The sequence below is a fragment of the Limnohabitans sp. TEGF002 genome (genome assembly GCF_055395845.1).
The window spans coordinates 770,000-793,088 of sequence record NZ_AP029224.1 but is presented as its reverse complement, the minus strand read 5'-3'; the positions used below and the strand labels follow the sequence as shown (position 1 = coordinate 793,088).

Below are 23,089 nucleotides of genomic sequence, written 5' to 3'. Positions count from 1 at the left end.
CCGACCCTCCGAAACTGAGCGCTTTCAGGCCCCATCGCTTTGGGTGTTGTCGTTCAAATCGACCGCAATGGTCAGGGGACCTGCCGCCATGGCTTCGTCCTCCTCCGCGTCATCCGTCTCCTGACCGTCGGCAGCCACGGGCGCATCCAGATGCGCCACCACCGTGCCGCCCACGTCCAGCGCCATCAGATCCAGAGCACCCAGCTTCACGCGCACCCGCGCACCGCGCATCAGGCCTTGTGCGCCCATCACGCTGAACATCAAGGGCAAGGTGTCAGCCCGCACCAACCAAGTGCCGCCACCCATCTCTTTGACCAAGCTGGCTTCCAACTCTTCGATGCCTTGCTGCTGCACATGGCGCAGCGTCCAGTAGCGCTCCATGCTGGACTGCACACTGTTGTAGGCGCTGTAGGCCGCATCAAAACCGCTGATGATGGAAAACAATTCAGCGTCTTTGGGCTTGAAGGGCGCGGCCAACGCAGCGGTCGCGCCATGCTTGGCACACGCGATGATTTGCCACTGGTTGACCAAGTCGGTGTAACGGCGCAAGGGAGAGGTGCTCCAGGCATAGCTGGGCACGCCAATGCCGGCGTGCGGCAGCGCCTTGGTGCCCATGCGCACCTTGACGCCAGGGGCCATGCTGGCTTGGCTGCGGTAAATGCCGGGCACACCCAGTTGGGCCATCCACTGGCCCCAAGTGCTGTTGGCCAAAATCATAGCCTCGGCCACCATCAAGTCGAGTGGAGCACCGCGCTTTCGGGTGCCAATTTGCACGGTCTCTTCCCCTGTCGGGGGTATGTCATTGCTGGGGCGATCAAGCTTGAAGCTGTAGTCAGGTCGGTTGAAGTTCTCAGGTTTGCCACGCACCACTTCACGCCGAGCCTTGAGGGTTTGCGCCAGGCGCCAGAAAAAGCCCAGCGTGGCGCGGCTCACGGGCACATCGGCGTGGTCACTTTGGTCTTCGCCTTCCAGCCATTCGCGGGTAATGCGCTCGTCCAGCTGGTCGTGGCGCAGGTTGACCAAAATCGGCACCCGTTCCAGCCGTGTCACCGTGCTTTGCACCTCGAGTGTGTCTTCGCTGAAGGTCACATACAACGACACCGCCGGGCAGTCTCGACCCTCCATCAAGGTATAGGCCTGCACCACGCTGTCGGGCAGCATGGTGATTTTGTAACCCGGCATGTAAACAGTGGACAAACGGGCGCGCCCCAGTTGGTCGATGGCGCTGCCTGGCGTCAAAGCCAGGCCCGGAGCGGCGATGTGAATGCCCACCGTGACCGAGCCACTGCCCAGACCTTGCAGTGACAAGGCGTCGTCGATTTCAGTGGTGTGCGAGTCGTCAATTGAAAAGGCTTGCACTGGCGCCAGTGGCAAGTCGTCCACGATGGCGGGCGCCTGCAAAGCCGGAAAACCCGTGCCTTTGGGGAACAGATCAAACAAGAAACGCTGCCAATGAAAATCCCAAGCCGAAGCAATGGCCCCGGCGTTTTGCAGCAGGTCCAAAGGCGCGGTCTGGCTGGCTTTGCTGGCCTCCACCACGGCTTTGTACTCGGGGGTGTTTTTGTCGGGACGGAACAGGATCTTGTACAGCTGTTCGCGGATCGGTGCGGGGCACGTGCCTGCCATCAGCTCGGCTGACCAAGCCTCGATCTGCGCCTGAACCTGCTTTTTCTTTTCAATGGCGATCAAGGCCTGTTGCACGATCTCGGCAGGCGCTTTGCGGTAGCGGCCCTTGCCGCCCCGGCGGAAATAATGCGGTGCTTCGTGCAGGCGCAGCAATGCCGCCACCTGCTGCACGGTGCCTGCCCCATCGCTGAAATAGTCTTTGGCCAAGTCAGCAAAGCCAAATTCCTCGTCGGAGGCGAATTCGTAAGCCAACTCCAGCTCGATGGTTTGACTCAAGGCCGCAGCCTCACTCAGCAAGCTCGCAGGCGCTGGCTTGTCAAACTTGAGCAGCATTTGCGCCGCCTTGACTTTGACCCGTTTGCCCGAGTCGAGTTCCACCTGCGCAGAGGCCTCGGCCTCGGACAGGATGCGTCCGGCCATGAATTTGCCGGCTTCTTCAAATAATGCGTACATCGGGTGATTTTCCCACGCCCCGTCGCCATGAAAGGCTCAGTCCATCAGGCCAGGTGAAGAAATTCCCAGATTTCAGGCAGGTACAGGTCGAAATCACTCAAGGCGTGGTCACTCCCCTCGATCAAGCGAACTTGACCGCCACCGTGGCGGGCCAACATTTCGCGCCAATCGAGCACCTCATCGCCTTTAGCAATCACAGCCAGGGTTTGAGGCGCTGGGCCTGTGACCAAGGTGGGGGGCTGAGCTTCCAAGTCGAACAGCTCTTGCACAAAAGACGCTTCAAAAAATACTTTTTGCGAAGGGTCGTGCCAAGCCGGGTGTTCGCCAATGTACTTGGCCAAATCCCGCCCCGGGTAAACGGCTGGATTGAGCAGCACCGCAGGACAGCTCCAAGCGCTTGACAGCCATGCAGCATAAAAGCCCCCTAAGGAGGAGCCGACGATGGCGGTACGCGCCATTGGCCATCGGGCCACACCGGCTTGCAGCAGGGCCATAGCCTGCCGGGGAGATGCGGGCAATTGGGGGCACCACCAAGTCACACCGGGATGCTGGTTTTGCACGATGTCGGCCATTTTGCGGGCCTTGACCGAATCGGGCGAAGACCGAAAGCCGTGCAAATACAGCAGGTGCGTCGTGCGCGGCATCACCAAGCCGGTTGCAGGGCGGCAAAACCGCGAGGTGCTTGCGAGTCCTTCTCAAAAGTGACGACCTCGTAAGCGTCGGGCTGGGACAACAATTCGCGCAGCAAGCGGTTGTTCATGGCATGGCCCGAGCGGAATGCGCTGTACGCGGCCAACAGCGGTTTGCCCAGAATGTACAAATCGCCCATCGCGTCGAGGATCTTGTGTTTGACGAACTCATCGTCATAACGCAGGCCATCGTTGTTCAGGACTTTGTAATCATCCATCACGATGGCGTTGTCCAAGCCGCCACCCAAAGCCAAGCCATTGGCCCGCAACATCTCCACATCTTTGGTGAAACCAAAGGTACGGGCTCGGGCAATGTCGCGGGCGTAAATCCCGCTTGACATGTCAAACACCACCTGCTGTCCGGTCGAGTCCACGGCAGGGTGCCGGAAATCGATCTCGAACGTGAGTTTGTAGCCGTGATAAGGCTCCAGACGCGCCCACTTGATGTTCTCGCCCTCGCCTTCAGACACCTCGACGGGCTTGAGCACGCGCACAAATCGCTTGGGCGAAGACTGTTCGACCACGCCTGCGCTTTGCAGCAAAAAGACAAATGAAGAAGCCGACCCATCGAGGATGGGCACTTCTTCGGCGGTGATGTCCACGTATAAATTGTCGATACCCAAACCCGCGCAGGCCGACATCAGGTGTTCCACCGTCAGCACTTTGGCTTGGCCCGCCGAAATGGTGGAGGCCAAACGGGTGTCTGTCACTGCCTCGGCGTTGACCGGAATGTCCACAGGCTCGGCCAAGTCGATGCGGCGAAACACAATGCCAGTGTCTGGCGCGGCGGGGCGCAGGGTCAGCTCGACACGCTGACCGCTGTGCAATCCCACGCCGACGGCTTTGGTCAAGGTTTTGAGGGTGCGTTGAGCGAGCATGCGCGTATTTTAGTTGGCGAGAGATTTGGGAGTGTGGGAAAGGATTAGGCGTGCAGTCAACAAGGACCGCCACGATAGATACTCAGTCTCGGTGGGTTGCCCGGTGCTGGCGGGCGATATTGAGGCGCGAAGCGACGACGAGCCCGACGGCACCGGGCAACCCACCGAGACGGCCAAACGTCAACGGCCCTCTTCAGTGACCCACCCGGTCATAGCCACACACAAAAAGGGGCCAGACAGGCCTTCGCCCATCTGACCCCAAAGCACCAGAAATAACCGTCAGATCAGCAGATCAGTCCGCTTGCTTGCGCAAGAACGCTGGAATCTCGATGTCGTCCATGCCCGCATTGGCCATGCCGTCCACACGCGCTGCCGCATGGGTGCGGTTGCTGCGCCAGTAGGCAGGCACATTCAAACCACTGTTGTTCAAGGGCGCTGCAGCGCTGCCAGCCGTGGCGACCGCGTCCTGACCACCCATGGTGAAAGGCACGTTGTCGGTGCCGGTGCGCAGCACTTGCAACGGAGGCGCGGTGCGGCGTGCACCGGCTTTGGACAAGCCTGTGGCCACCACCGTCACACGGATCTCGTCGCCCAAGCTTTCATCGTAGGCGGTGCCGTAAATCACATGCGCGTTTTCAGAGGCGTAAGCACGGATGGTGTTCATCGCCTGCTTGGACTCGGACAGCTTGAGCGAACCCTTGGCGGCGCTGATCAGCACCAGCACGCCCTTGGCACCCGACAGGTCGACACCTTCGAGCAGCGGGCAAGCCACGGCTTGCTCGGCTGCGATGCGGGCGCGGTCAGGACCGCTGGCCGCGGCTGTGCCCATCATGGCTTTGCCGGGCTCGCCCATCACGGTGCGCACGTCTTCAAAGTCGACGTTCACATGGCCTGGCACATTGATGATCTCGGCAATGCCGCCCACGGCGTTTTTCAACACGTCATTGGCGTGGGCGAAAGCCTCGTCTTGGGTCATGTCTTCGCCACCGGGCAACTCCAGCAGTTTTTCGTTCAACACGACGATCAGCGAATCCACATTGGCTTCGAGTTCCTGCATGCCAATGTCGGCATTGGACATGCGGCGGCCACCTTCAAATTCGAATGGCTTGGTCACCACACCCACGGTCAAGATGCCCATCTCTTTGGCAATGCGTGCGATCACAGGTGCAGCGCCTGTGCCTGTGCCGCCGCCCATGCCCGCAGTGATGAACAACATGTGCGCGCCTTCGATGGCGGCGCGGATGTCGGCTTCTGCGCTCTCAGCGGCTTCGCGGCCTTTTTCAGGCTTGCTGCCAGCGCCCAGACCGGTTTGGCCCAACTGGATGAAGCGGTGTGCTGCGCTGCGGGCCAAGGCCTGTGCGTCGGTGTTGGCGCACACGAACTCGACGCCCTGAACTTGGCGCTCGATCATGTGTTCGACAGCGTTGCCGCCGCCGCCGCCGACACCGATCACTTTGATCTGGGTGCCTTGGTTGAACTCTTCTGTCTGGATCATTTCAATGGTCATGGTGCTACTCCTAAATTTGTTTGCAGTTGCCGAGGTTTTTTATCTAAATACTTTTTTGGGAACATGGGGTGTCAACATCGACACGGTCGTGAGACCGGCGGGCTGCCCCTGGCCAAATATCGTTTTTGCCAACTCATCAGAAGTTCCCCACGATGAAGTCTTTGAAACGGCCAAAGGCGTTGTTCACCGAACTTTTCTTTTGTGTCACTTTGTACCCACGCAGACGGGCCATGCGGGCTTCTTCCAAGAGGCCCATCACGGTGGCGGCGCGAGGTTGGCTGACCATGTCGGCCAACCCACCTGAATATTTGGGCAATCCACGGCGCACGGGCTTGAGGAAAATGTCCTCGCCCAGTTCCACCATGCCGGGCATCACGGCGCTACCGCCAGTGAGGACAATGCCGGACGACAGCACTTCTTCGTAACCCGACTCTCGGATCACTTGGTGCACCAGCGAGAAGATCTCTTCGATGCGCGGCTCAATCACACCCGCCAAAGCCTGTCGGCTGAGCATGCGTGGGCCACGGTCGCCCAGGCCTGGTACTTCGACTTGCGCATCGGGGTCGGCCAGCAATTGCTTGGCGTAACCGCTTTCAACCTTGATGTCTTCGGCATCCTTGGTGGGGGTGCGCAAGGCCATCGCGATGTCGCTGGTGATCAGGTCGCCTGCAATCGGGATCACGGCAGTGTGGCGGATCGAACCGTTGGCAAAAATCGCCACATCGGTGGTGCCAGCGCCAATGTCCACACACACCACACCCAGCTCGCGCTCGTCTTCTGACAACACGGCCAAGCTGGACGATTGCGGGTTGAGCAGCAACTGATCGACTTCAAGGCCGCAACGACGCACACACTTGATGATGTTTTCGGCGGCGCTTTGCGCGCCGGTCACGATGTGCACCTTCGCTTCCAGGCGCATGCCACTCATGCCGATCGGTTCTTTGACTTCTTGACCGTCGATCACGAATTCTTGGGGTGCCACCAGCAGCAAACGTTGATCGCTGGAGATGTTGATGGCCCGCGCTGTTTCCATCACGCGGGCCAGATCGGCCTGTGTGACTTCCTTGTCCTTGATGGCCACCATGCCGCTGGAATTGATGCCCCGAATGTGGCTACCGGTGATGCCCACATTGACGCGGGTGATCTTGCAGTCGGCCATCAACTCGGCTTCTTTGAGCGCTTGCTGGATGCTTTGCACCGTGGCGTCGATGTTGACGACCACCCCCCGCTTGAGGCCATTGCCAGGGGCAATGCCCAGACCTGCGATCTTGAGCTCGCCGTCGGGCATCACCTCAGCCACCACCGCCATCACTTTGGAGGTGCCGATGTCCAATCCCACCACCAGATCTTTGTACTCTTTTGCCATTTGAATCACCGTTTCCGTTTCATTCTTTTGTCTTGACCCGTCAAAGCTTTTTCTTGCCGTCTGCTTCCAGGGTGGTGACACCCCGCAGACGCAAGGCATAGCCATCCTTGTGACGCAAATCCGCCCCGGCCAAAGCGGTCGGCGTGCGGCCATAACGGGCTGTCACTTGCGACAGCGTCCTGAAAAACACTTTCAACTGGGCCGTGATCTCAGCCTCCGTGCCCCGACCCAACTCCAGCAGTGCACCGCTGTCGGTGACCACACGCCAGCTGCCCCGGGGGGTCAATTCCAGTTGTTCAATGCCCATGTCCACAGCCTCGAACATCGGCAACAAATGGCGGTACATCTGCACCACGCTCTGTGACTGCGCATCCGGACCTTTGAGGCGCGGCAGTTTGTCCACATCCACGTCTTCGACATTGGCCTCAAAAACGCGGCTTTGTTGGTTCACCATCTTGTTTGCACTGTCATCGCCCCACAACGCCATGGGTTCGTGCTCCATCAGCACCGCCTTCAATCGATTGGGGAAATCACGGTGCACCACAGCCTCACGGACCCAGGGCACGGCCTCGAAGGCATCGCGTGTGCGTTTCAGATCCATGGTGAAAAAATTACCGCTGAGCTGCGGCATGACGTTGGCGCGCAGGGTCACGGCGTTGTTGCGCGTGACCTCACCCTGCACCGTGATTGCCTCAATTGCAAACGCTGGATGGCGCAGCAACCACCATGCTCCGCCGCCCAGCACCAGCAACACGAACACCGCTGTCAGCAAAGCTGCAGCCATGTTCATGAGCCGGATGTCCAGGGGCAAAGCCGTCGTCGTTTTCACCCGCGCACCTCCTGCACATGGTCCAGCGTGGCGGAAGCGAGCAACTGGCAGCACAAGGCCTCATAGCTGATGCCTGCAGCTTTCGCTGACATGGGCACCAGCGAGTGACCGGTCATGCCTGGCGAGGTGTTGATCTCCAGCAGGTAAGGCTGCCGTGTGATGGCATCGATCATCACATCCAGACGCCCCCATCCCCTGCAGCCAAGAACTTGGTAAGCCTTGATGACCAACGCCTCGATGGCAGCTTCTTCTGCTGCGGGCAGGCCACTTGGCACCAGGTACTGGGTGTCGTCGGTGAAATACTTGTTTTGGTAGTCGTAGTTGCCCTCGGGGGCCACGATGCGGATCACCGGCAAGGCCTTGGCTGTTTGTGCTTCCCCCAGCACAGGGCAAGTGACCTCATCACCCACAATGCACTGTTCGCACAAAATGTCAGCATCGCACTGGGCGGCTGCCGCAAGCGCCGCAGGCAGGTCCTCGGCCCGCACCACTTTGGTCACGCCGATCGATGACCCCTCCCGTGCAGGCTTGACGATCATGGGCAAGCTCAATGCCCGAACCAACCCATCCAGCGACACATGACCCAGCTCCTCACGGCGCACCAGCACATAAGTGGGCGTAGGCAAGCCTTCGGCCAACCAGACACGCTTGGTCATGGTCTTGTCCATGGCAATACTCGAAGCCATCACGCCCGAACCGGTATAGGGGATGCCCAGCAACTCCAAGGCACCCTGCACCGTGCCATCTTCGCCATAACGGCCATGCAGGGCGATAAAGCAACGTGCGAAGCCTTCGCGTTTGAGTTCACTCAAGTCGCGCTCGGCCGGATCAAACGCATGGGCATCCACGCCCGAAGCCCGCAAGGCGGCCAAAACCCCCTGCCCCGACATCAAAGACACTTCGCGCTCAGCCGATTGTCCGCCCATGAGCACCGCCACTTTGCCCAAAGACATGGCCCCTACGCTCCCCACTGCGTGTGGTTCGCTGCCCCCCAAGGGGGCCTTCGCAACTTGGGACGGCCCGGCGTTGCTCAATGCATTCATGCGGCACCTCCCATATCGACCACTTGCGCGGGCACGGCCCCGATGGAGCCTGCACCCATGCAAATCACCACATCGCCGTCGCGGGCGTTGCCAAGCACGGCTTGCGGCATGTCGGCAATCGCGTCCACAAAGACGGGTTCGACCTTGCCTGCCACGCGCAGCGCGCGCGCCAGCGAACGGCCATCCGCGGCCACGATGGGGGCTTCGCCTGCCGCATAGACCTCAGACAGCAGCACGCTGTCACAGCCCTGGCCAATGACTTTCACGAAATCTTCAAAACAATCACGTGTTCGGCTGTAGCGGTGTGGCTGGAACGCCAACACCAAGCGTCGCCCGGGGAATGCGCCACGGGCTGCTGCCAGCGTGGCCGCCATCTCGACAGGGTGGTGCCCGTAATCGTCAATGACCGTGAAGCGGCCTTGGCCGTCGGCCGTGGCCACCTCGCCATAGCGCTGAAAGCGGCGACCGACACCCTTGAACTGGGCAAGAGCGCGTTGCACAGCGGCATCTTCAACCCCCAGCTCTACGGCCACGGAAATGGCGGCCAAGGCATTGAGCACATTGTGCAAGCCAGGCAAATTCAACACGATGGGCATATCCGGCAAGGTCACGCCGTTGCGCCTTTGCACCGTGAAGTGCATTTGCCCGTTTTGGGCACGCACGTCCACCGCACGCACCTGAGCGCCCTCGTTCAGGCCATAGGTGGTGACCGGGCGAGCGATGTCGTCCAAGATGGACTGAACCCCCGGGTCGTCCGAGCAGACGATGGCCGTGCCGTAAAAAGGCATGCGGTGCAAGAACTCGACAAAGGCCGCCTTGAGCTTGGCCAAGTCGTGGCCATAGGTTTCCATGTGGTCAGCGTCGATGTTGGTCACCACAGCCATCACCGGCAGCAGGTTCAGGAAAGACGCGTCAGATTCATCGGCCTCGACCACAATGTAGTCGCCTGTACCCAGTTTGGCATTGGCGCCAGCACTGTTCAATCGGCCGCCAATCACAAAGGTTGGGTCCAGTCCGGCCTCGGCCAACACACTGGCCACCAGGCTGGTGGTGGTGGTTTTGCCGTGTGTGCCCGCAATGGCCACACCCTGCTTCATGCGCATCAGCTCTGCCAGCATGACAGCTCGCGGCACGATAGGAATATGGCGCGCCCGAGCAGCCAGCACCTCGGGGTTGTCGGCTTTCACGGCGGTCGAGGTGACCACGGCATCGGCGTCTTGGACGTTGTCCGCGCTGTGACCCACATGGGTGACGATGCCCAAAGCCGCCAACCGCTGCAGTGTGGTGCTGTCGGACAAATCGGAGCCAGAAATCTGGTAACCCAAATTGAGCAAGACTTCGGCGATGCCGCTCATGCCTGAGCCGCCGACACCGATGAAATGAATTTTTCGGATGGCGTGCTTCATGTCGCCAACTCCTCACAAGCCATCACAACCTCCCTGGTCGCATTTGTTTTTTTCTGTGCGTGGGCTTTTTGTGCCACGTCTTGCAATGTGTCACGGCTCAAGGCCGTCAGGCGCTCGGCCAAGTTTTGTGCGGTCAACTCGGCCTGCGGTACCAGCCAGCCACCACCCGAGGCCACCAAGAACTGCGCATTGGTGGTCTGGTGGTCGTCAACAGCAAATGGGAATGGCACGAACAAGGCGGCCACGCCCACTGCGGCCAACTCGGTCACGGTGCTGGCGCCTGCACGACAGATCACAAGATCGGCCTGCGCAAAGGCGCTGGCCGTGTCATCGATGAACGGGGTCAATTCGGCTTGCACACCTGCGTTCGCGTAGTTGGCCCGCAGCGCGTCAATTTGCTTGGCGCCGCTTTGGTGAATGACTTGCGGGCGTACGGCTTCTGGCATCAAGGCCAAAGCTTGCGGCACGATGTCGTTCAACGCCTTGGCTCCCAGGCTTCCGCCCACCACCAGCACACGCAAAGGGCCACTGCGTCCGGCAAAGCGTCCAGCGGGCGTGGCTTGTTCAGTGAAAGCGCGGCGCAGGGGATTGCCCACCCATTGACCTGTTTTGAAGACGCCAGGGAATGCGGTGAACACCCGATCGGCCAATTGCGCCAGCACCTTGTTGGCCAGTCCCGCCACCGAGTTTTGCTCGTGCAGAACCAAAGGCTTGCCCCATAAGCTGGCCATCATGCCGCCCGGGAAAGTGATGTAACCGCCCAGCCCCAGCACCACGTCGGGCTTGACGCGGCGTACCACTTGCAGGCTTTGCCAGAAAGCCCTCAGCAGCTTGAGTGGCAAGAATGCCAGTGTGGTCAGCCCCTTGCCGCGCACACCCCCAAAGGCCACCGCCTCAAAGGCAAAACCGCGCGGCGGCACCAGCTGGCTTTCCATGCTGTCTGGCACGCCCAACCAGTGCACGCGCCAGCCCGCCTCACGCAAAGCCTCGGCCACAGCCAGGCCCGGGAAAATGTGTCCCCCCGTGCCGCCCGCCATGACCAGTGCGCATTTTTGCGTCATGCACGGCCTCCGCGCATCATCTGTTTGTTTTCGGCGTCGATGCGCAGCACCACCGCGATGGCAATCAGGTTCATCATGATGGCCGAACCGCCGTAACTCATCAAAGGCAGTGTCAGACCCTTGGTGGGCAAAGCACCCAAATTCACACCCATGTTGATGAAGGCCTGAAAACCAATCCAAATGCCCACGCCTTGGGCAACCAAACCCGAAAAAACTTTGTCCAACGCAATGGCTTGCCTACCGATCACCATGATGCGTCGGCTGAGCCACAAAAACAGGCAGATCACCAGGCTCACTCCCACCAAACCGAACTCTTCACCGATCACTGCCAACAAAAAGTCGGTGTGGGCCTCTGGCAGCCAGTGCAGTTTTTCCACACTGCCACCCAAACCCACGCCCCACACTTCACCGCGACCAATGGCGATCAGTGAATGCGAGAGCTGGTAACCCTTGCCCAAAGCGTGCTCAGCACTGAAGGGGTCCAGATAAGCAAAGATGCGGTCCCTGCGCCAAGGGGATGCGGCAATCATCACCACAAACGCACCCACCAGCACCGCAAAAATCAGGAAGAACATGCGGGCATTGACACCGCCCAGAAACAGGATGCCCATGGCAATGATGGCGATCACCATGAAGGCCCCCATGTCAGGCTCGGCCAGCAAAAACACCCCAGCCAAAGCCACAGCCGCCCCCATGGGCAAGACCGCACGGAAGAAACGCTCTTTCACTTCCATCTTGCGCACCATGTAATCGGCCGCATAAATGATGGTGGCAAATTTCGCCAATTCGGAGGGCTGAAAATTCATGATGCCAAAGGAAATCCAGCGCCGCGCCCCGTTGACCCCTTTGCCAATGAAGGGAATCAACACCAAGGCCAGCAACACCAGTGACAACACAAACAAGGGTCTGGCCACTTTTTCCCAAGTCTCGGTGGGCACCTGAAAAGCCAACAAGGCCATGACACTGCCCACCAACATGGAAATCACGTGCCGCGTCAAAAAATGGGTTTGTGTGTATCGCGAGAAACGGGGGTTGTCCGGCATGGCGATCGAGGCCGAATACACCATGACCATGCCCCACATGAGCAAGGCGACCACCACCCAGACGAGCGCCTGGTCCACGCTTTGCAAACGGGTGCCTGAACCCGCACCGTTGCGGGCGAAATCGTAGCTGCCCAAATTGACTGGCAAACCCTGTCCGCCTGCAGCCTGAGCGCCCGATGCGCGACCCGTGATCACCTGGCCCCAACGGGAGAAGCCTGCCTGCAGGCGTTGCGAGAACGACAACACTTCGCTCACAGCGCACCCTCCATGGCCACACCCGCCGCTTCGGCCAAGCTGGCCACGGCTTGGACAAACACCTCGGCCCGGTGGCCATAGTTGTCAAACATGTCAAAGCTGGCGCAAGCGGGCGACATCAAAACCGCATCCCCACTGCGTGCCATGGCCGCAGCTTGCGCAACGGCCGCAGGCATGTCGGCGGCATCGTGCAGTGGCACATCCGTGCCCAGCAACGCTTCGCGGATGACGGCTGCATCGCGGCCGATCAAGACCACGCCACGGGCAAAGCGCTTGACGGGATCGGCCAATGGGAAGAAGTCCTGGCCTTTGCCATCACCGCCCAAGATGACCACCACGCGGCGGTCAGCGCCCAAGCCTTGCAAAGCGGCCACTGTGGCGCCCACGTTGGTGCCCTTGCTGTCGTCAAAAAATTCCACCTCGTTGATGATCGCGACCGGCTCCACCCGGTGCGGCTCACCCCTGTATTCACGCAGGCCATACAGCATGGGGCCCAGGGCGCAACCCGCGCTGCTGGCCAGCGCCAAGGCAGCGAGTGCATTGACCGCGTTGTGGCGTCCCCGAATGCGCAAGGCGTCGGCAGGCATCAGGCGCTGGATGTGCAACTCTTCTGCCGCGTCTTTGCGGCGGCGGCGTGTTTCATCGGCTTCCAAGGCGCGCACCAACCAAGTCATGCCATGCGTGACTTCGATGCCGAAGTCACCAGGGCGCTGGGGCATGTCACCACCAAACAGCACACAGGCGCGTTCAACTGGCTTTTGCAACTTGACACGCACAGGCTCGGGCCGCATGGCCATGACCTGCGCGTCTTCGCGGTTGAGCACCATCAGGGCCTGCACACCAAAAATGCGGGCTTTGGCGGTGGCATAGGCAGCCATGCTGCCATGCCAGTCCAGGTGGTCTTGTGAGATGTTCAGCACCGTGGCGGCCGTCGGCTCAAAACCTTCGCTGCTGTCGAGCTGGAAGCTGGACAACTCCAAGACCCAAACCTGCGGCAACGCCTGTGCCATGGGGTCCTGCACGGTGGGAGGAAGGGGCAGAGGCCGTTCAACCTCGGTCTCGTCGTCCAGGCTTATCAGCTCTTGGTCTGTATCGCCTGTATCGCCTGTATCGCCTGTATCGGTCGCCTCGCTTGCGGGCTCATCCTGCGCTTGCGCTGGGGTGGTTTTTTCTTGGGCGCTTGTCACCGGCGGCGGCTCACTGACCTGATCTTGGTTTTCAAGCTCAGCGGCAGCATGTTCAGCAGCCTCTTGCTCGACCTGCACATGTGCTTGCGCCTTCGCTTCGGTCAAGGTATCCAGCAGCGTGGGGCCAATGTTGCCCGCCACTTTCACGGTTTTGCCCGCACGCGCCACCAGTTGCCCGGTGAGCGATGTGACCGTGGTCTTGCCGTTGGTGCCGGTGATGGCCAGCAGCTGTGGGGCATAGCCAAACCGTTCTTTCAGTTCCTGCAAACCAGCAGCGAACAAGCTCAGCTCGCCCCCTTGCCACAGCCCCATGGAACGGGCTGCTTCCACCACCGGAGCCACCACCTCAGGGGCCAAACCGGGGCTGCGGAACACCGCACGCACCGATGTGCCCTCGACCAAACTGGCCACAAAAGGCCCCGACACAAATCGCACAGCAGGCCACTCGGCCTGCAAAGCAGCCAACTGCGGTGGCGTGTCACGGGTGTCGGCCACGGTCACGTCAGCTCCGGCATGCGCGCACCAACGGGCCATCGCCAGGCCCGATGCACCCAAACCGAGAATCAGAACGTGTTGACCTTGGAGCTGCATGGCTTACCTCAGCTTCAGGGTCGACAAGCCGACCAGACACAGCAGCATGGTGATGATCCAGAAACGCACAACCACTTGCGTTTCCTTCCAGCCGCTCTTTTCAAAATGGTGGTGCAAAGGCGCCATCTTCAGGATGCGTCGACCTTCACCGTATTTTTTCTTGGTGTACTTGAAATAGGTCACCTGCGCCATCACCGACAAGGCCTCCACCACAAAGATGCCGCCCATGATGGCCAGCACGATTTCGGCGCGCACGATGACGGCGATGGTGCCCAGTGCGGCACCCAGTGCCAACGCGCCCACATCGCCCATAAACACTTGAGCAGGGTGCGTGTTGAACCACAAGAAGGCGAGGCCAGCGCCCGCCATGGCGGCGCAGAAAATCAGCAACTCGCCCGATCCTGGGATGTGCGGGAAGAACAGGTATTTGGAATACACCGAGCTGCCCGTCACGTAGGCAAACACACCCAGTGCCGAGCCCACCATGACCACCGGCATGATGGCCAAGCCATCCAAACCGTCCGTGAGGTTGACCGCATTGCTGGAGCCCACAATCACCAGATAGGTCAGGATCACAAAACCCAGCACGCCCAGCGGGTAGTTGACTTCTTTGAAGAAGGGCACCTGCAAACCCGCCTTGGGTGGCAAGTTCACATCAAAGCCGGACATGACCCACTGACCAAACAAATCCAACACACGCACATTTGAGCTTTCTGAAATGCTGAACACCAAGTACAGCGCGGCTAGCAAGCCAATGACCGATTGCCAAAAATACTTTTCGCGTGAACGCATGCCCTCGGGGTCTTTGTTGACCACCTTGCGCCAGTCGTCCACCCAGCCAATGGCTCCAAAGCCCAGGGTCACGATCAACACGATCCAGACAAAACGGTTGGACAGGTCAAACCACAGCAAAGTGGAGATGGCGATCGACAACAAAATGAGCACACCGCCCATGGTGGGGGTGCCGCTTTTGGACAGGTGCGATTCCATGCCGTAGCCACGAATCGGCTGACCAATCTTGAGCGAGGTCAAGCGGCGGATGACCCAAGGGCCTGCGGCCAGGCCGATCAGGAGCGCCGTCATCGCGGCCATCACCGCACGGAAGGTGATGTATTGGAAGACACGCAAAAACCCCCATTCGGGGGACAAACTTTGCAACCATTGGGCCAGGCTAAGCAGCATGGGGCTCCCCTTTTTTATCTTTGTTTTGACTGTTCTTGTCGTCGCTGTGCGACTGCAGCGCTTGCACCACGCGCTCCATCTTCATGAACCGCGAGCCTTTGACGACCACGCTGCGGAACTCGCTCAGCGGCACCGTCACCGCTGTCAGCAAACTGTCCATGTCTTCGAAGTGCCGAGCGGCACCAAAGGCCTGAGCACTGTGCAGGCACAAATCGCCCAGGGTGTAAAAAGCCTCGATGCCGCGATCGGCCGCATACGTTCCCACCTCGGCGTGGAACTCAGGGCCTTGGTTGCCCACTTCGCCCATGTCGCCCAACACCAGCAAACGCGGCGCAGGCAATTCGGCCAAGACATCGATGGCGGCGCGTACCGAGTCGGGGTTGGCGTTGTAGGTGTCGTCGATCACGGTGATGTCGAGGTCACCGCTGTGCAGCACCAGGGCTCGCGAACGCCCCTTCACGGGCTCAAAAGCCATCAGACCCTGGACCACGGCAGCCAAAGGTACGCCTGCGGCCAAAGCGCAGGCCGTTGCAGCCAAAGCGTTTTTGACGTTGTGTCGCCCTGCAATGTGCAAGCGAACGGGCGCAGTGCCCTCGGGGGTTTTGAGGGTGAACTGCCAAGCATCCGACTGCCAGACCACCACTGCGGCCCGCACATCGGCGTCTGCGTCAGACGTCATGGCAAAGCAGCGCTGCGAGCGTCCAGCCGACAAGCCCTGCCAGATGGGGGTGTAGACATCGTCGGCTGGAAACACCGCAACGCCTTCGGGCGGCAAGGCCTGCAACACAGCCCCGTTTTCATACGCCACGGCTTCCACCGTGCCCATGAACTCCTGGTGCTCGCGCTGTGCGTTGTTGACCAGGGCCACGGTGGGTTGGGCCAACTTGGACAAGTAGGCGATCTCGCCGGGATGGTTCATGCCCAACTCGACCACAGCGATGCGGTGGTGGGCACGCAAATTGAACAAGGTCAGGGGGACGCCAATGTCGTTGTTCAGGTTGCCCTGGGTGGACAAGGCGTCGTCTCCCGCATGGGCACGCAAAATGGACGCAATCATTTGCGTCACAGTGGTTTTGCCATTGCTGCCGGTCACGGCGATCAGCGGCAAATTGAACTGTGCACGCCAGCCAGCCGCCAGCTCACCCAAAGCGATGCGCGCATCGGGCACCACCAGCGCTGGCAAGCCGTGCGACAGCGCATGTGCTTCGCCTGAAGCTTCACACACCACCGCCACCGCGCCTTGCGCTTTGGCTTGGGCGATGAAGCCGTTGCCATCAAAGCGCTCACCGCGCAAGGCTACAAACAGGTCACCCGCTTGCAGGCTGCGGCTGTCGGTGTGCACCCGGTCGACCACCACACCTTGCACATTCACGCCGCGCACTTGGCTCAGCCAACTCATGGCGAGACTCAAACTCAGCTTCATGGACGACACCGGAGCGTTCATGCGAGCACCCCCTGGCGCTTTGCAGCGCGTTGCTGCAAAGCCCTGCGGGCCTGCGCCACATCCGAAAACGGGTGGCGCGCGCCCATGATCTCTTGATCGCTTTCATGGCCTTTGCCGGCCACCAACACGACGTCTTGCGCGGCAGCCAGTGTCACTGCTTCACCAATGGCCAAGGCACGGTCAAGTTGAGTGCGGGCCGATGCCGGACGACTCAGACCTTGGACCATCGCCGCCACAATCGCCTCAGGCGATTCGGTACGGGGGTTGTCGCTGGTCAGCACCACTTGGTCGGCACCAGTTTCGGCGGCAGCCGCCATCAAGGGGCGCTTGCTGGCATCGCGGTCACCGCCACAACCCAGCACACACCACAGGCGACCGCCCCGCAGCATCGCTTGCGAACGCAGCGCGGACAAGGCCTGGGTGATGGCGTCGGGCGTGTGGGCATAGTCCACGACCACCAGCGGGCTTTTCAGATCGGCTTGGGCACCCGACAGCTCAAAAGTCACGCGCTCCATGCGGCCGGGCACCGCCGTCAGCTGCGCACAGGCCTGCACCGCTTGCGCCAAATCAAAGCCCAGGGCGCGCAAACTGCCGATCACACCCAGCAGGTTGTCCATGTTGTAGTCGCCGATCAACCCAGTGCGCAGGGTCTGCACGGCTTGGCCTTCGATGACCTCAAAGGCCAAACCCTGGTCGCTGGCTAAGGCACGCGCTTGCAGGCGAGCAGGGCCGCGCCGCGAGCAGGTCCAAAGGTCGAGCGGGCCGCCTTGCAACTGCTGGGCCAGCAAAGCGCCTTGCGCATCGTCGATGTTGATGATGGCCGACTGCAAACCGGGCCAAGCAAACAAAGCGGCCTTGGCCGACCAGTAACGGGCCATGTCGCCGTGGTAGTCCAGGTGGTCCTGGGTGAAATTGGTGAAGACGGCCACTCGGATGTAGGTGCCGTCCAAGCGGTGCTCGGCCAGACCGATGGAGGAGGCTTCGATGGCGCAGTGCGTCACGCCGCCACTCGCGAACTGCCGGAACTGGCGTTGCAACAGCACCGGGTCAGGTGTGGTCATGCCCGTGCTGACCAAGTCGGGCAAGCGGCCTACGCCGAGGGTGCCCACCAAACCGCAGGATTGCTGCAGTACGGGTGAAGACAGCGCCTGCGCCAGCCACCAGGCCGTCGATGTTTTGCCATTGGTACCCGTGACCGCCAGCACTTTCAAGGCCTGGCTGGGGTGTTCGTAATAGGCGTCGGCGAGCAAGCCCGTCTGCGCCTTGAGCCCAGACATGACGGCCAGCTTTGGGGCAACCTTGTCCTGGAGATCCTGAAGCCAGGGCGCATGGTCCTGCGCCTCCATCAGGCAGGCTGCGGCCCCCTGCGCCAGCGCTGCAGCCAGGAAACGCCGCCCATCGGTGGCCGCACCAGGCCAGGCAATGAAGCCGTCGCCCGCCTTGACCAATCGGCTGTCGGTGCGCAGCTCTCCCGTCACGTGCGTGCGCAACCAGCGGGCCGCTTCGGGGGCGTTGTGCAGCATCTGCATCAGAACGACTCCTCGACCGATTGGGCCACGATTTGTGGCTTGACGGCCATGTCGGGCTGCACACCCATCATGCGCAAAGTTTGCTGCACCGTCTGGCTGAACACGGGCGCCGCCACATCGCCGCCGTAATAGCGGCCATTGCTGGGTTCATCGATCATCACCGCGACAACAATGCGCGGTGCCTCGATCGGTGCCAGACCAACAAAGAAGCCACGGTATTTTTTACCGGCATAGCCTTTGCCTTCTTGTTTGTGTGCCGTGCCGGTCTTACCGCCCACGGAATAGCCCATGGTCTGGGCTTTTTGTGCGGTGCCACCGGGGCCTGCAGCCATTTGCAGCATCTTGCGCATGGCTTTGGCATTTTCTGCGCTGATGACGCGCACACCCGCCACCTGTTGCTCAGCCTTCATCAAGGTGGCAGGCACCACCTCACCGTCGCGTGCAAACACGGTATAAGCCCTGGCCACCTGGAACAGGCTGCTTGAAATGCCATAGCCATAGCTCATGGTGGCCTGCTCGATGGGTCGCCAGGTTTTATAGGGGCGCAAGCGGCCACTGACGACCCCGGGGAAAGGCAGTTGCGGCTTTTGTCCAAAACCCACCTGTGCAAACATCTCCCACATCTCGCGGGGCTGCATTTGCATGGCCATCTTCACCGTACCCACGTTGCTCGATTTCTGAATCACCTCGTTGACAGTGAGCACGCCATGCGGATGGGCGTCGGTGATGGTCGAGCCGGTGATGGTGATGCGGCCAGGGGCGATCTGAATGGGGGTCTCCGGCTTGACCAAACCTTTTTCCAGCGCCAAGGCCACGGCAAACGGTTTCATGGTCGAGCCGGGCTCGAAGGTGTCCGTCAAGGCCCGGTTGCGCAACTGCTCACCACTCAAATTGACGCGTTTGTCCGGCGAATAGCTCGGGTAATTGGCCAGCGCCAAAATTTCGCCTGACTGCGCGTCGAGCACGACCACGCTACCGGCCTTGGCTTTGTGCTCCAGCACGGCCTCGCGCAACTTTTGGTAGGCAAAAAACTGGACCTTGCTGTCAATACTTAGCTGCAAGTCTTCGCCGTCGATGGGCGGTACGGTCTCACCCACGTCTTCGACCACGCGACCCAAACGGTCCTTGATCACACGGCGCGAACCCGGCTTGCCAGAGAGCTGTTTTTGGAACACCAGTTCCACACCCTCCTGGCCTTGGTCTTCCACATTGGTGAAGCCCACGATGTGCGCAGCCGCTTCGCCTTCAGGGTACAAGCGCTTGTACTCCTTGATGTCGTACACACCCTTGATGCCCAATGCCAAGATTTCTTTGACCACCGGCTCATCGAGCTGCCTGCGCAGCCAGACAAAGGTCTTCTCGTCGTCCTTGAGTTTTTTGTCCAGCTCAGCGGAGCTGATGCCCAACAGGCGCGCCAGTTCACGCAGTTTGGCGGGGTCGCGCTCGATGTCTTCCGGGTTGGCCCAAATGCTGGGCGCCGGCACACTCGACGCCAGCAGCATGCCATTGCGGTCAAGCACACGCCCACGGTTGGCGGGCAAAGTCAGCGTCCTGGTAAAACGAACTTCGCCTTGGCGCAAGAAAAAGTCATTGGCGAAAACCTGCACATAGGCCGCACGTGCGATCAAGCCCGTGAAACCCAGCGCAATGGCCGCCACAATCAGTTTGCTGCGCCAAACCGGGGTCTTGCTGGCCAGCAGCGGGCTCGATGAGAGCTGGACACTGCGGCTCATGGACGCGTCTCCTGGCCTGCTGCACCTTGGGTGGAAACGTATTGGGTGATGGCGGGTGACGCCGTGCGCATTTGCAACTGCTGACGCGCAATTTGTTCCACACGCAGCGGTGTGGCCTGGGCACGGCGCTCCACCTGCAGGCGATCGTGGTCCACCTCCAGACGCTTGGCCTCTTTTTTGGCCGACTCGAGCGCCATGAACAAACGACGCGTCTCGTACTGGCTGTGCACCAAGAGCAACGCACTGACCAAAGCGGCCAACAACAGAAAGATGCTCAAGCGGGTCATGCTGGCACCTCGGTGCGCTCAGCCATGCGCATGATGGCGCTGCGCGAGCGGGGGTTGCCGCGCACCTCCTCCTCGCTGGGTCGCACGCGACCACAGGCTTTGAGGCGCATTTTCACAGGCGCTGCAAAGGGCACACGTCGGTCCACCACTTCTTTGGAATGCTTGGCGATGAACTGCTTGACGATGCGGTCCTCCAGCGAATGGAAACTGATCACCACCAAACGCCCACCTGGTGCCAGCACCTGCAAGCTGGCCTCTAGCGCCTGTTCGAGCTCTTCAAGCTCGGCGTTGATGAAAATCCGAAAAGCCTGAAATGTCCGCGTTGCAGGGTTCTGACCCGGCTCGCGGGTTTTGACCGTGTCAGCCACGAGCTGGGCCAGATCGGTGGTGGTTGAAATTGGGCCCCGCTCTTGTCGGCGAGCCACAAGCGCCTTTGCAATCTGAAAAGCAAACCGTTCTTCGCCATAGTCACGTATCACCTCCGTGATTTGATCCACCTCTGCAGTGGCCAGCCAATCGGCCACACTTTGTCCGCGCGTGGTGTCCATGCGCATGTCCAGTGGTCCGTCAAAACGAAAAGAAAAACCCCTCTCGGGGCTGTCAATTTGGGGAGAGCTGATGCCCAGGTCCATCAAGACGCCATCGACACTGCCGGATGGCAGCTCACCCAGATTCGAAAAGCCTTCGTGGCGGATCGAAAATCGGCTGTCTGCAATCCGTCCAGCCTCTGCAATCGCTTCGAGGTCTTTGTCAAAAGCCTGCAAACGACCTTGCGCCGAAAGGCGCGAAAGAATCAAACGGGAGTGCCCACCACGCCCAAAAGTAGCATCTACATACGCGCCGTCGGCACCCGCAGTGGCCTCAAACAACTCGTCCACGGCCTCATTCAAGAGCACAGTGGTGTGGGTCAGTGCAGATTCAGTCATCGCGTTCAGAACGAAAAATCCTTGAACACATCGGGCATCTCGCCCTGCATGGCCTGCGCCTCTTGCGCGTCATAGCTGGTTTTGTCCCACAACTCGAAATGGTTGCCCATGCCCAGCAGCATGGTGTCTTTGGAGATGCCAGCGGCCTGGCGCAACTCGGGCGAGATCAGCACGCGACCCGTGCCATCCATCTCCACATCCATGGCGTTGCCCAAAAAGATGCGCTTCCACCACTGGGCAGACATGGGCAATTGGGCAATGCGCTCGCGGAATTTTTCCCACTCAGGGCGAGGAAACACCATCAGGCAGCCGTGCGGGTGCTTGGTGATCGTCAGCTGACCCTGCGCCGTGGCGCTCAGGACGTCACGGTGCCGGGTCGGTACAGACAACCGCCCCTTGGCATCCAGACTCAGCGATGAAGCCCCTTGAAACACAGCCACGACCTTTTTCAGTTGAAAGGCACCAGCAGAGACACTTTTCCCCACTTAATTGCACTTTTTTGCACTGTATCAGGAATTCAGTGCAACTCAACAGGTGTAGATCGATTTTTTTCAATGAAATCAAGGGCTTAGCGGTGAAATTGAAGCCTAATGAAAGCGGAATTTCTTTGTAAATTAGACACTTACAGACGGCTCTGAAAGTAACCTGTGAAGGATTTTAAAAAATCAAAAATAACAAATGCATTAAAAGCAAATAAGCCTTTCCAGGCCCGACCGGTACACCCCGGACATGAAAAAGCCCCTGTTCAGGGGCTTTTTCATGCATGAGCCGAGGGTCCGCCGCGTCAATCACCGAACATTTTTTGCTTGAGCTCACGGCGCTGCTGCGCTTCAAGGGACAAGGTCGCGGTAGGACGAGCCAACAAACGCCCCACACCAATGGGTTCACCCGTTTCGTCGCAGTAGCCGTATTCGCCACCATCGATCAAGACAATGGATTGTTCGATTTTCTTGAGCAACTTGCGCTCACGGTCGCGGGTGCGCAACTCCAGGGCATGCTCTTCCTCGATCGTGGCACGGTCGGCGGGATCGGGCACCACCACGGTGTCCTCGCGCAAGTGCTCGGTGGTGGCACCGGCACTGTTCAGAATGTCCTGTTTGAGAATGGCCAACTTGCGGCGGAAATACGCCATCTGCACGCTGTTCATGTACTCCGCATCAGGCATCGCCAGAATTTCGGCATCACTCAAAGCCTCCACTGGCTTGCTCTGCCAGTTGTTGGCCAGCTTGGGGTCTTTCTTGATCGGTGCAAAAGGAGCAGATAGCGTCGCCACAGGGGCGCTGGGCATGAAACTGGCCTTGGCGGCCGTAGAGGCCACTGCAGGTGGCAAGGAAGGCACAGTGATCTGGGCAAGACGTGCAGAGGGCCGGGTGGCACGAATCAATTGATCGGGGGCCGCCGCCACAACAGGCACCGCTGCCGGTGTGGCAGCTTGGGCGACCTCAGGAGTCGGTGTCGCCACTTTTTTTACAGTCATAGGTTTCGCTTCAGGTACAGAGATCATCTTGGGAGCAGCAGGCTTCGGGGTCGCCTTGGCCTTGGGGGCCGGAATGGGCTTGGGGCTGACAACACGCGCTTTCGGAGCGGCTGGCGCAGCAGTTTTTTTGGTGTTCTTGGCTGGTGCGACTTTGGCAGCTGCAACAGGTTTGGCCGTCTTCAGGGTTTTGACAGGTGCCGCCGCCGTTTTGGCTTTCACCTTGACGGGTTTGGATGGCGCAGGAGCAGCAGATTTAACGGGCGATGGCTTTTTGACCGGTGCTGGCTTTTTGACCGCCACTGCCTTTTTGGCGGGTGTCGGCTTTTTGATTGGCACTGCTTTTTTGGCGGGTGTTGCCTTTTTGGTTGGCGCTGCTTTTTTAGCCGGCGCCGCCTTGGCTTTGCTGGAGGTCACTTGGGTGGCCGCTTTTTTGCTCGAGGTCTTCACGTCTTGTCTCCTAGCCGTGTGAAAGGGCAGGCCCAAACCTCTTGCCACACTGCAGCAACCGATTAAAAAACCTGTTCATTTGCATACAAAACCCTTGTTATAGACCTTATGGGGTTCACCAGCCCACCCG

At 60.1% G+C, this 23,089-nt stretch carries 20 protein-coding genes; 1 reads left to right on the top strand and 19 read right to left on the bottom strand.

Annotated features, from left to right (window positions below):
- Positions 1-24 precede the first annotated feature (24 nt).
- The 19 genes from ACZ5SR_RS04035 to dksA form a co-directional block, all read right to left on the bottom strand.
- Positions 25-2,079, bottom strand: a complete 2,055-nt coding sequence (locus ACZ5SR_RS04035) for a ribonuclease catalytic domain-containing protein (protein ID WP_464450289.1) — start codon at positions 2,077-2,079, stop codon at positions 25-27.
- 44 nt (positions 2,080-2,123) lie between these two features.
- Positions 2,124-2,723 carry a YqiA/YcfP family alpha/beta fold hydrolase gene (locus ACZ5SR_RS04030; protein WP_464450288.1) on the bottom strand — a complete coding sequence of 200 codons (600 nt, stop codon included), beginning with the start codon at positions 2,721-2,723 and terminating at the stop codon, positions 2,124-2,126.
- On the bottom strand, positions 2,723-3,646 hold the full coding sequence (lpxC, locus tag ACZ5SR_RS04025; RefSeq protein ID WP_464450287.1) for a UDP-3-O-acyl-N-acetylglucosamine deacetylase: 924 nt from the start codon (positions 3,644-3,646) through the stop codon (positions 2,723-2,725). Before lpxC ends, ACZ5SR_RS04030 begins: the two co-directional genes overlap by 1 nt.
- A 292-nt stretch (positions 3,647-3,938) precedes the next feature.
- Complete coding sequence (gene ftsZ / locus ACZ5SR_RS04020; RefSeq protein WP_464450286.1) at positions 3,939-5,153, bottom strand: cell division protein FtsZ; 1,215 nt, start codon at positions 5,151-5,153, stop codon at positions 3,939-3,941.
- Between the two features lie 136 nt (positions 5,154-5,289).
- Positions 5,290-6,519, bottom strand: coding sequence for a cell division protein FtsA (gene ftsA / locus ACZ5SR_RS04015; protein WP_464450285.1), 1,230 nt, complete (start codon positions 6,517-6,519; stop codon positions 5,290-5,292).
- Between the two features lie 40 nt (positions 6,520-6,559).
- Positions 6,560-7,348, bottom strand: a complete 789-nt coding sequence (locus ACZ5SR_RS04010) for a cell division protein FtsQ/DivIB (RefSeq protein WP_464450284.1) — start codon at positions 7,346-7,348, stop codon at positions 6,560-6,562.
- Positions 7,345-8,301 carry a D-alanine--D-alanine ligase gene (locus ACZ5SR_RS04005; protein ID WP_464450283.1) on the bottom strand — a complete coding sequence of 319 codons (957 nt, stop codon included), beginning with the start codon at positions 8,299-8,301 and terminating at the stop codon, positions 7,345-7,347. The genes ACZ5SR_RS04010 and ACZ5SR_RS04005 overlap by 4 nt, the downstream gene beginning before the upstream one ends.
- An 86-nt stretch (positions 8,302-8,387) precedes the next feature.
- The gene (gene murC, locus ACZ5SR_RS04000; RefSeq protein ID WP_464450282.1) at positions 8,388-9,797 is read right to left on the bottom strand and encodes a UDP-N-acetylmuramate--L-alanine ligase; all 1,410 of its coding nucleotides are present in this window, start codon (positions 9,795-9,797) and stop codon (positions 8,388-8,390) included.
- Entirely contained in the window at positions 9,794-10,858 is a 1,065-nt protein-coding gene (gene murG / locus ACZ5SR_RS03995; protein WP_464450281.1) for an undecaprenyldiphospho-muramoylpentapeptide beta-N-acetylglucosaminyltransferase, read from the bottom strand. Before murG ends, murC begins: the two co-directional genes overlap by 4 nt.
- A complete protein-coding gene (gene ftsW / locus ACZ5SR_RS03990) occupies positions 10,855-12,147 on the bottom strand; it encodes a putative lipid II flippase FtsW (RefSeq protein ID WP_464451010.1) in 1,293 nt (430 codons plus the stop codon). Before ftsW ends, murG begins: the two co-directional genes overlap by 4 nt.
- 5 nt (positions 12,148-12,152) lie before the next feature.
- Complete coding sequence (gene murD / locus ACZ5SR_RS03985) at positions 12,153-13,934, bottom strand: UDP-N-acetylmuramoyl-L-alanine--D-glutamate ligase (protein ID WP_464450280.1); 1,782 nt, start codon at positions 13,932-13,934, stop codon at positions 12,153-12,155.
- Between the two features lie 3 nt (positions 13,935-13,937).
- Positions 13,938-15,116 carry a phospho-N-acetylmuramoyl-pentapeptide-transferase gene (gene mraY, locus ACZ5SR_RS03980; RefSeq protein WP_464450279.1) on the bottom strand — a complete coding sequence of 393 codons (1,179 nt, stop codon included), beginning with the start codon at positions 15,114-15,116 and terminating at the stop codon, positions 13,938-13,940.
- A complete protein-coding gene (locus ACZ5SR_RS03975) occupies positions 15,106-16,560 on the bottom strand; it encodes a UDP-N-acetylmuramoyl-tripeptide--D-alanyl-D-alanine ligase (RefSeq protein WP_464450278.1) in 1,455 nt (484 codons plus the stop codon). The genes mraY and ACZ5SR_RS03975 overlap by 11 nt, the downstream gene beginning before the upstream one ends.
- Entirely contained in the window at positions 16,557-18,089 is a 1,533-nt protein-coding gene (locus tag ACZ5SR_RS03970; RefSeq protein WP_464450277.1) for a UDP-N-acetylmuramoyl-L-alanyl-D-glutamate--2,6-diaminopimelate ligase, read from the bottom strand. Before ACZ5SR_RS03970 ends, ACZ5SR_RS03975 begins: the two co-directional genes overlap by 4 nt.
- Positions 18,089-19,822, bottom strand: coding sequence for a peptidoglycan D,D-transpeptidase FtsI family protein (locus ACZ5SR_RS03965; RefSeq protein WP_464450276.1), 1,734 nt, complete (start codon positions 19,820-19,822; stop codon positions 18,089-18,091). Before ACZ5SR_RS03965 ends, ACZ5SR_RS03970 begins: the two co-directional genes overlap by 1 nt.
- Positions 19,819-20,109, bottom strand: a complete 291-nt coding sequence (gene ftsL, locus ACZ5SR_RS03960) for a cell division protein FtsL (protein ID WP_464450275.1) — start codon at positions 20,107-20,109, stop codon at positions 19,819-19,821. The genes ACZ5SR_RS03965 and ftsL overlap by 4 nt, the downstream gene beginning before the upstream one ends.
- Complete coding sequence (gene rsmH / locus ACZ5SR_RS03955) at positions 20,106-21,035, bottom strand: 16S rRNA (cytosine(1402)-N(4))-methyltransferase RsmH (protein ID WP_464450274.1); 930 nt, start codon at positions 21,033-21,035, stop codon at positions 20,106-20,108. The genes ftsL and rsmH overlap by 4 nt, the downstream gene beginning before the upstream one ends.
- A 5-nt stretch (positions 21,036-21,040) precedes the next feature.
- A complete protein-coding gene (mraZ, locus tag ACZ5SR_RS03950) occupies positions 21,041-21,469 on the bottom strand; it encodes a division/cell wall cluster transcriptional repressor MraZ (RefSeq protein ID WP_464451009.1) in 429 nt (142 codons plus the stop codon).
- A 350-nt stretch (positions 21,470-21,819) separates the two neighbouring features.
- Positions 21,820-22,539 carry an RNA polymerase-binding protein DksA gene (gene dksA / locus ACZ5SR_RS03945; RefSeq protein WP_464451008.1) on the bottom strand — a complete coding sequence of 240 codons (720 nt, stop codon included), beginning with the start codon at positions 22,537-22,539 and terminating at the stop codon, positions 21,820-21,822.
- A 1-nt stretch (position 22,540) separates the two neighbouring features.
- Here dksA and ACZ5SR_RS03940 point away from each other — a divergent pair, with 1 nt between their 5' ends.
- Complete coding sequence (locus tag ACZ5SR_RS03940; protein ID WP_464451082.1) at positions 22,541-22,981, top strand: hypothetical protein; 441 nt, start codon at positions 22,541-22,543, stop codon at positions 22,979-22,981.
- Positions 22,982-23,089: the final 108 nt, after the last annotated feature.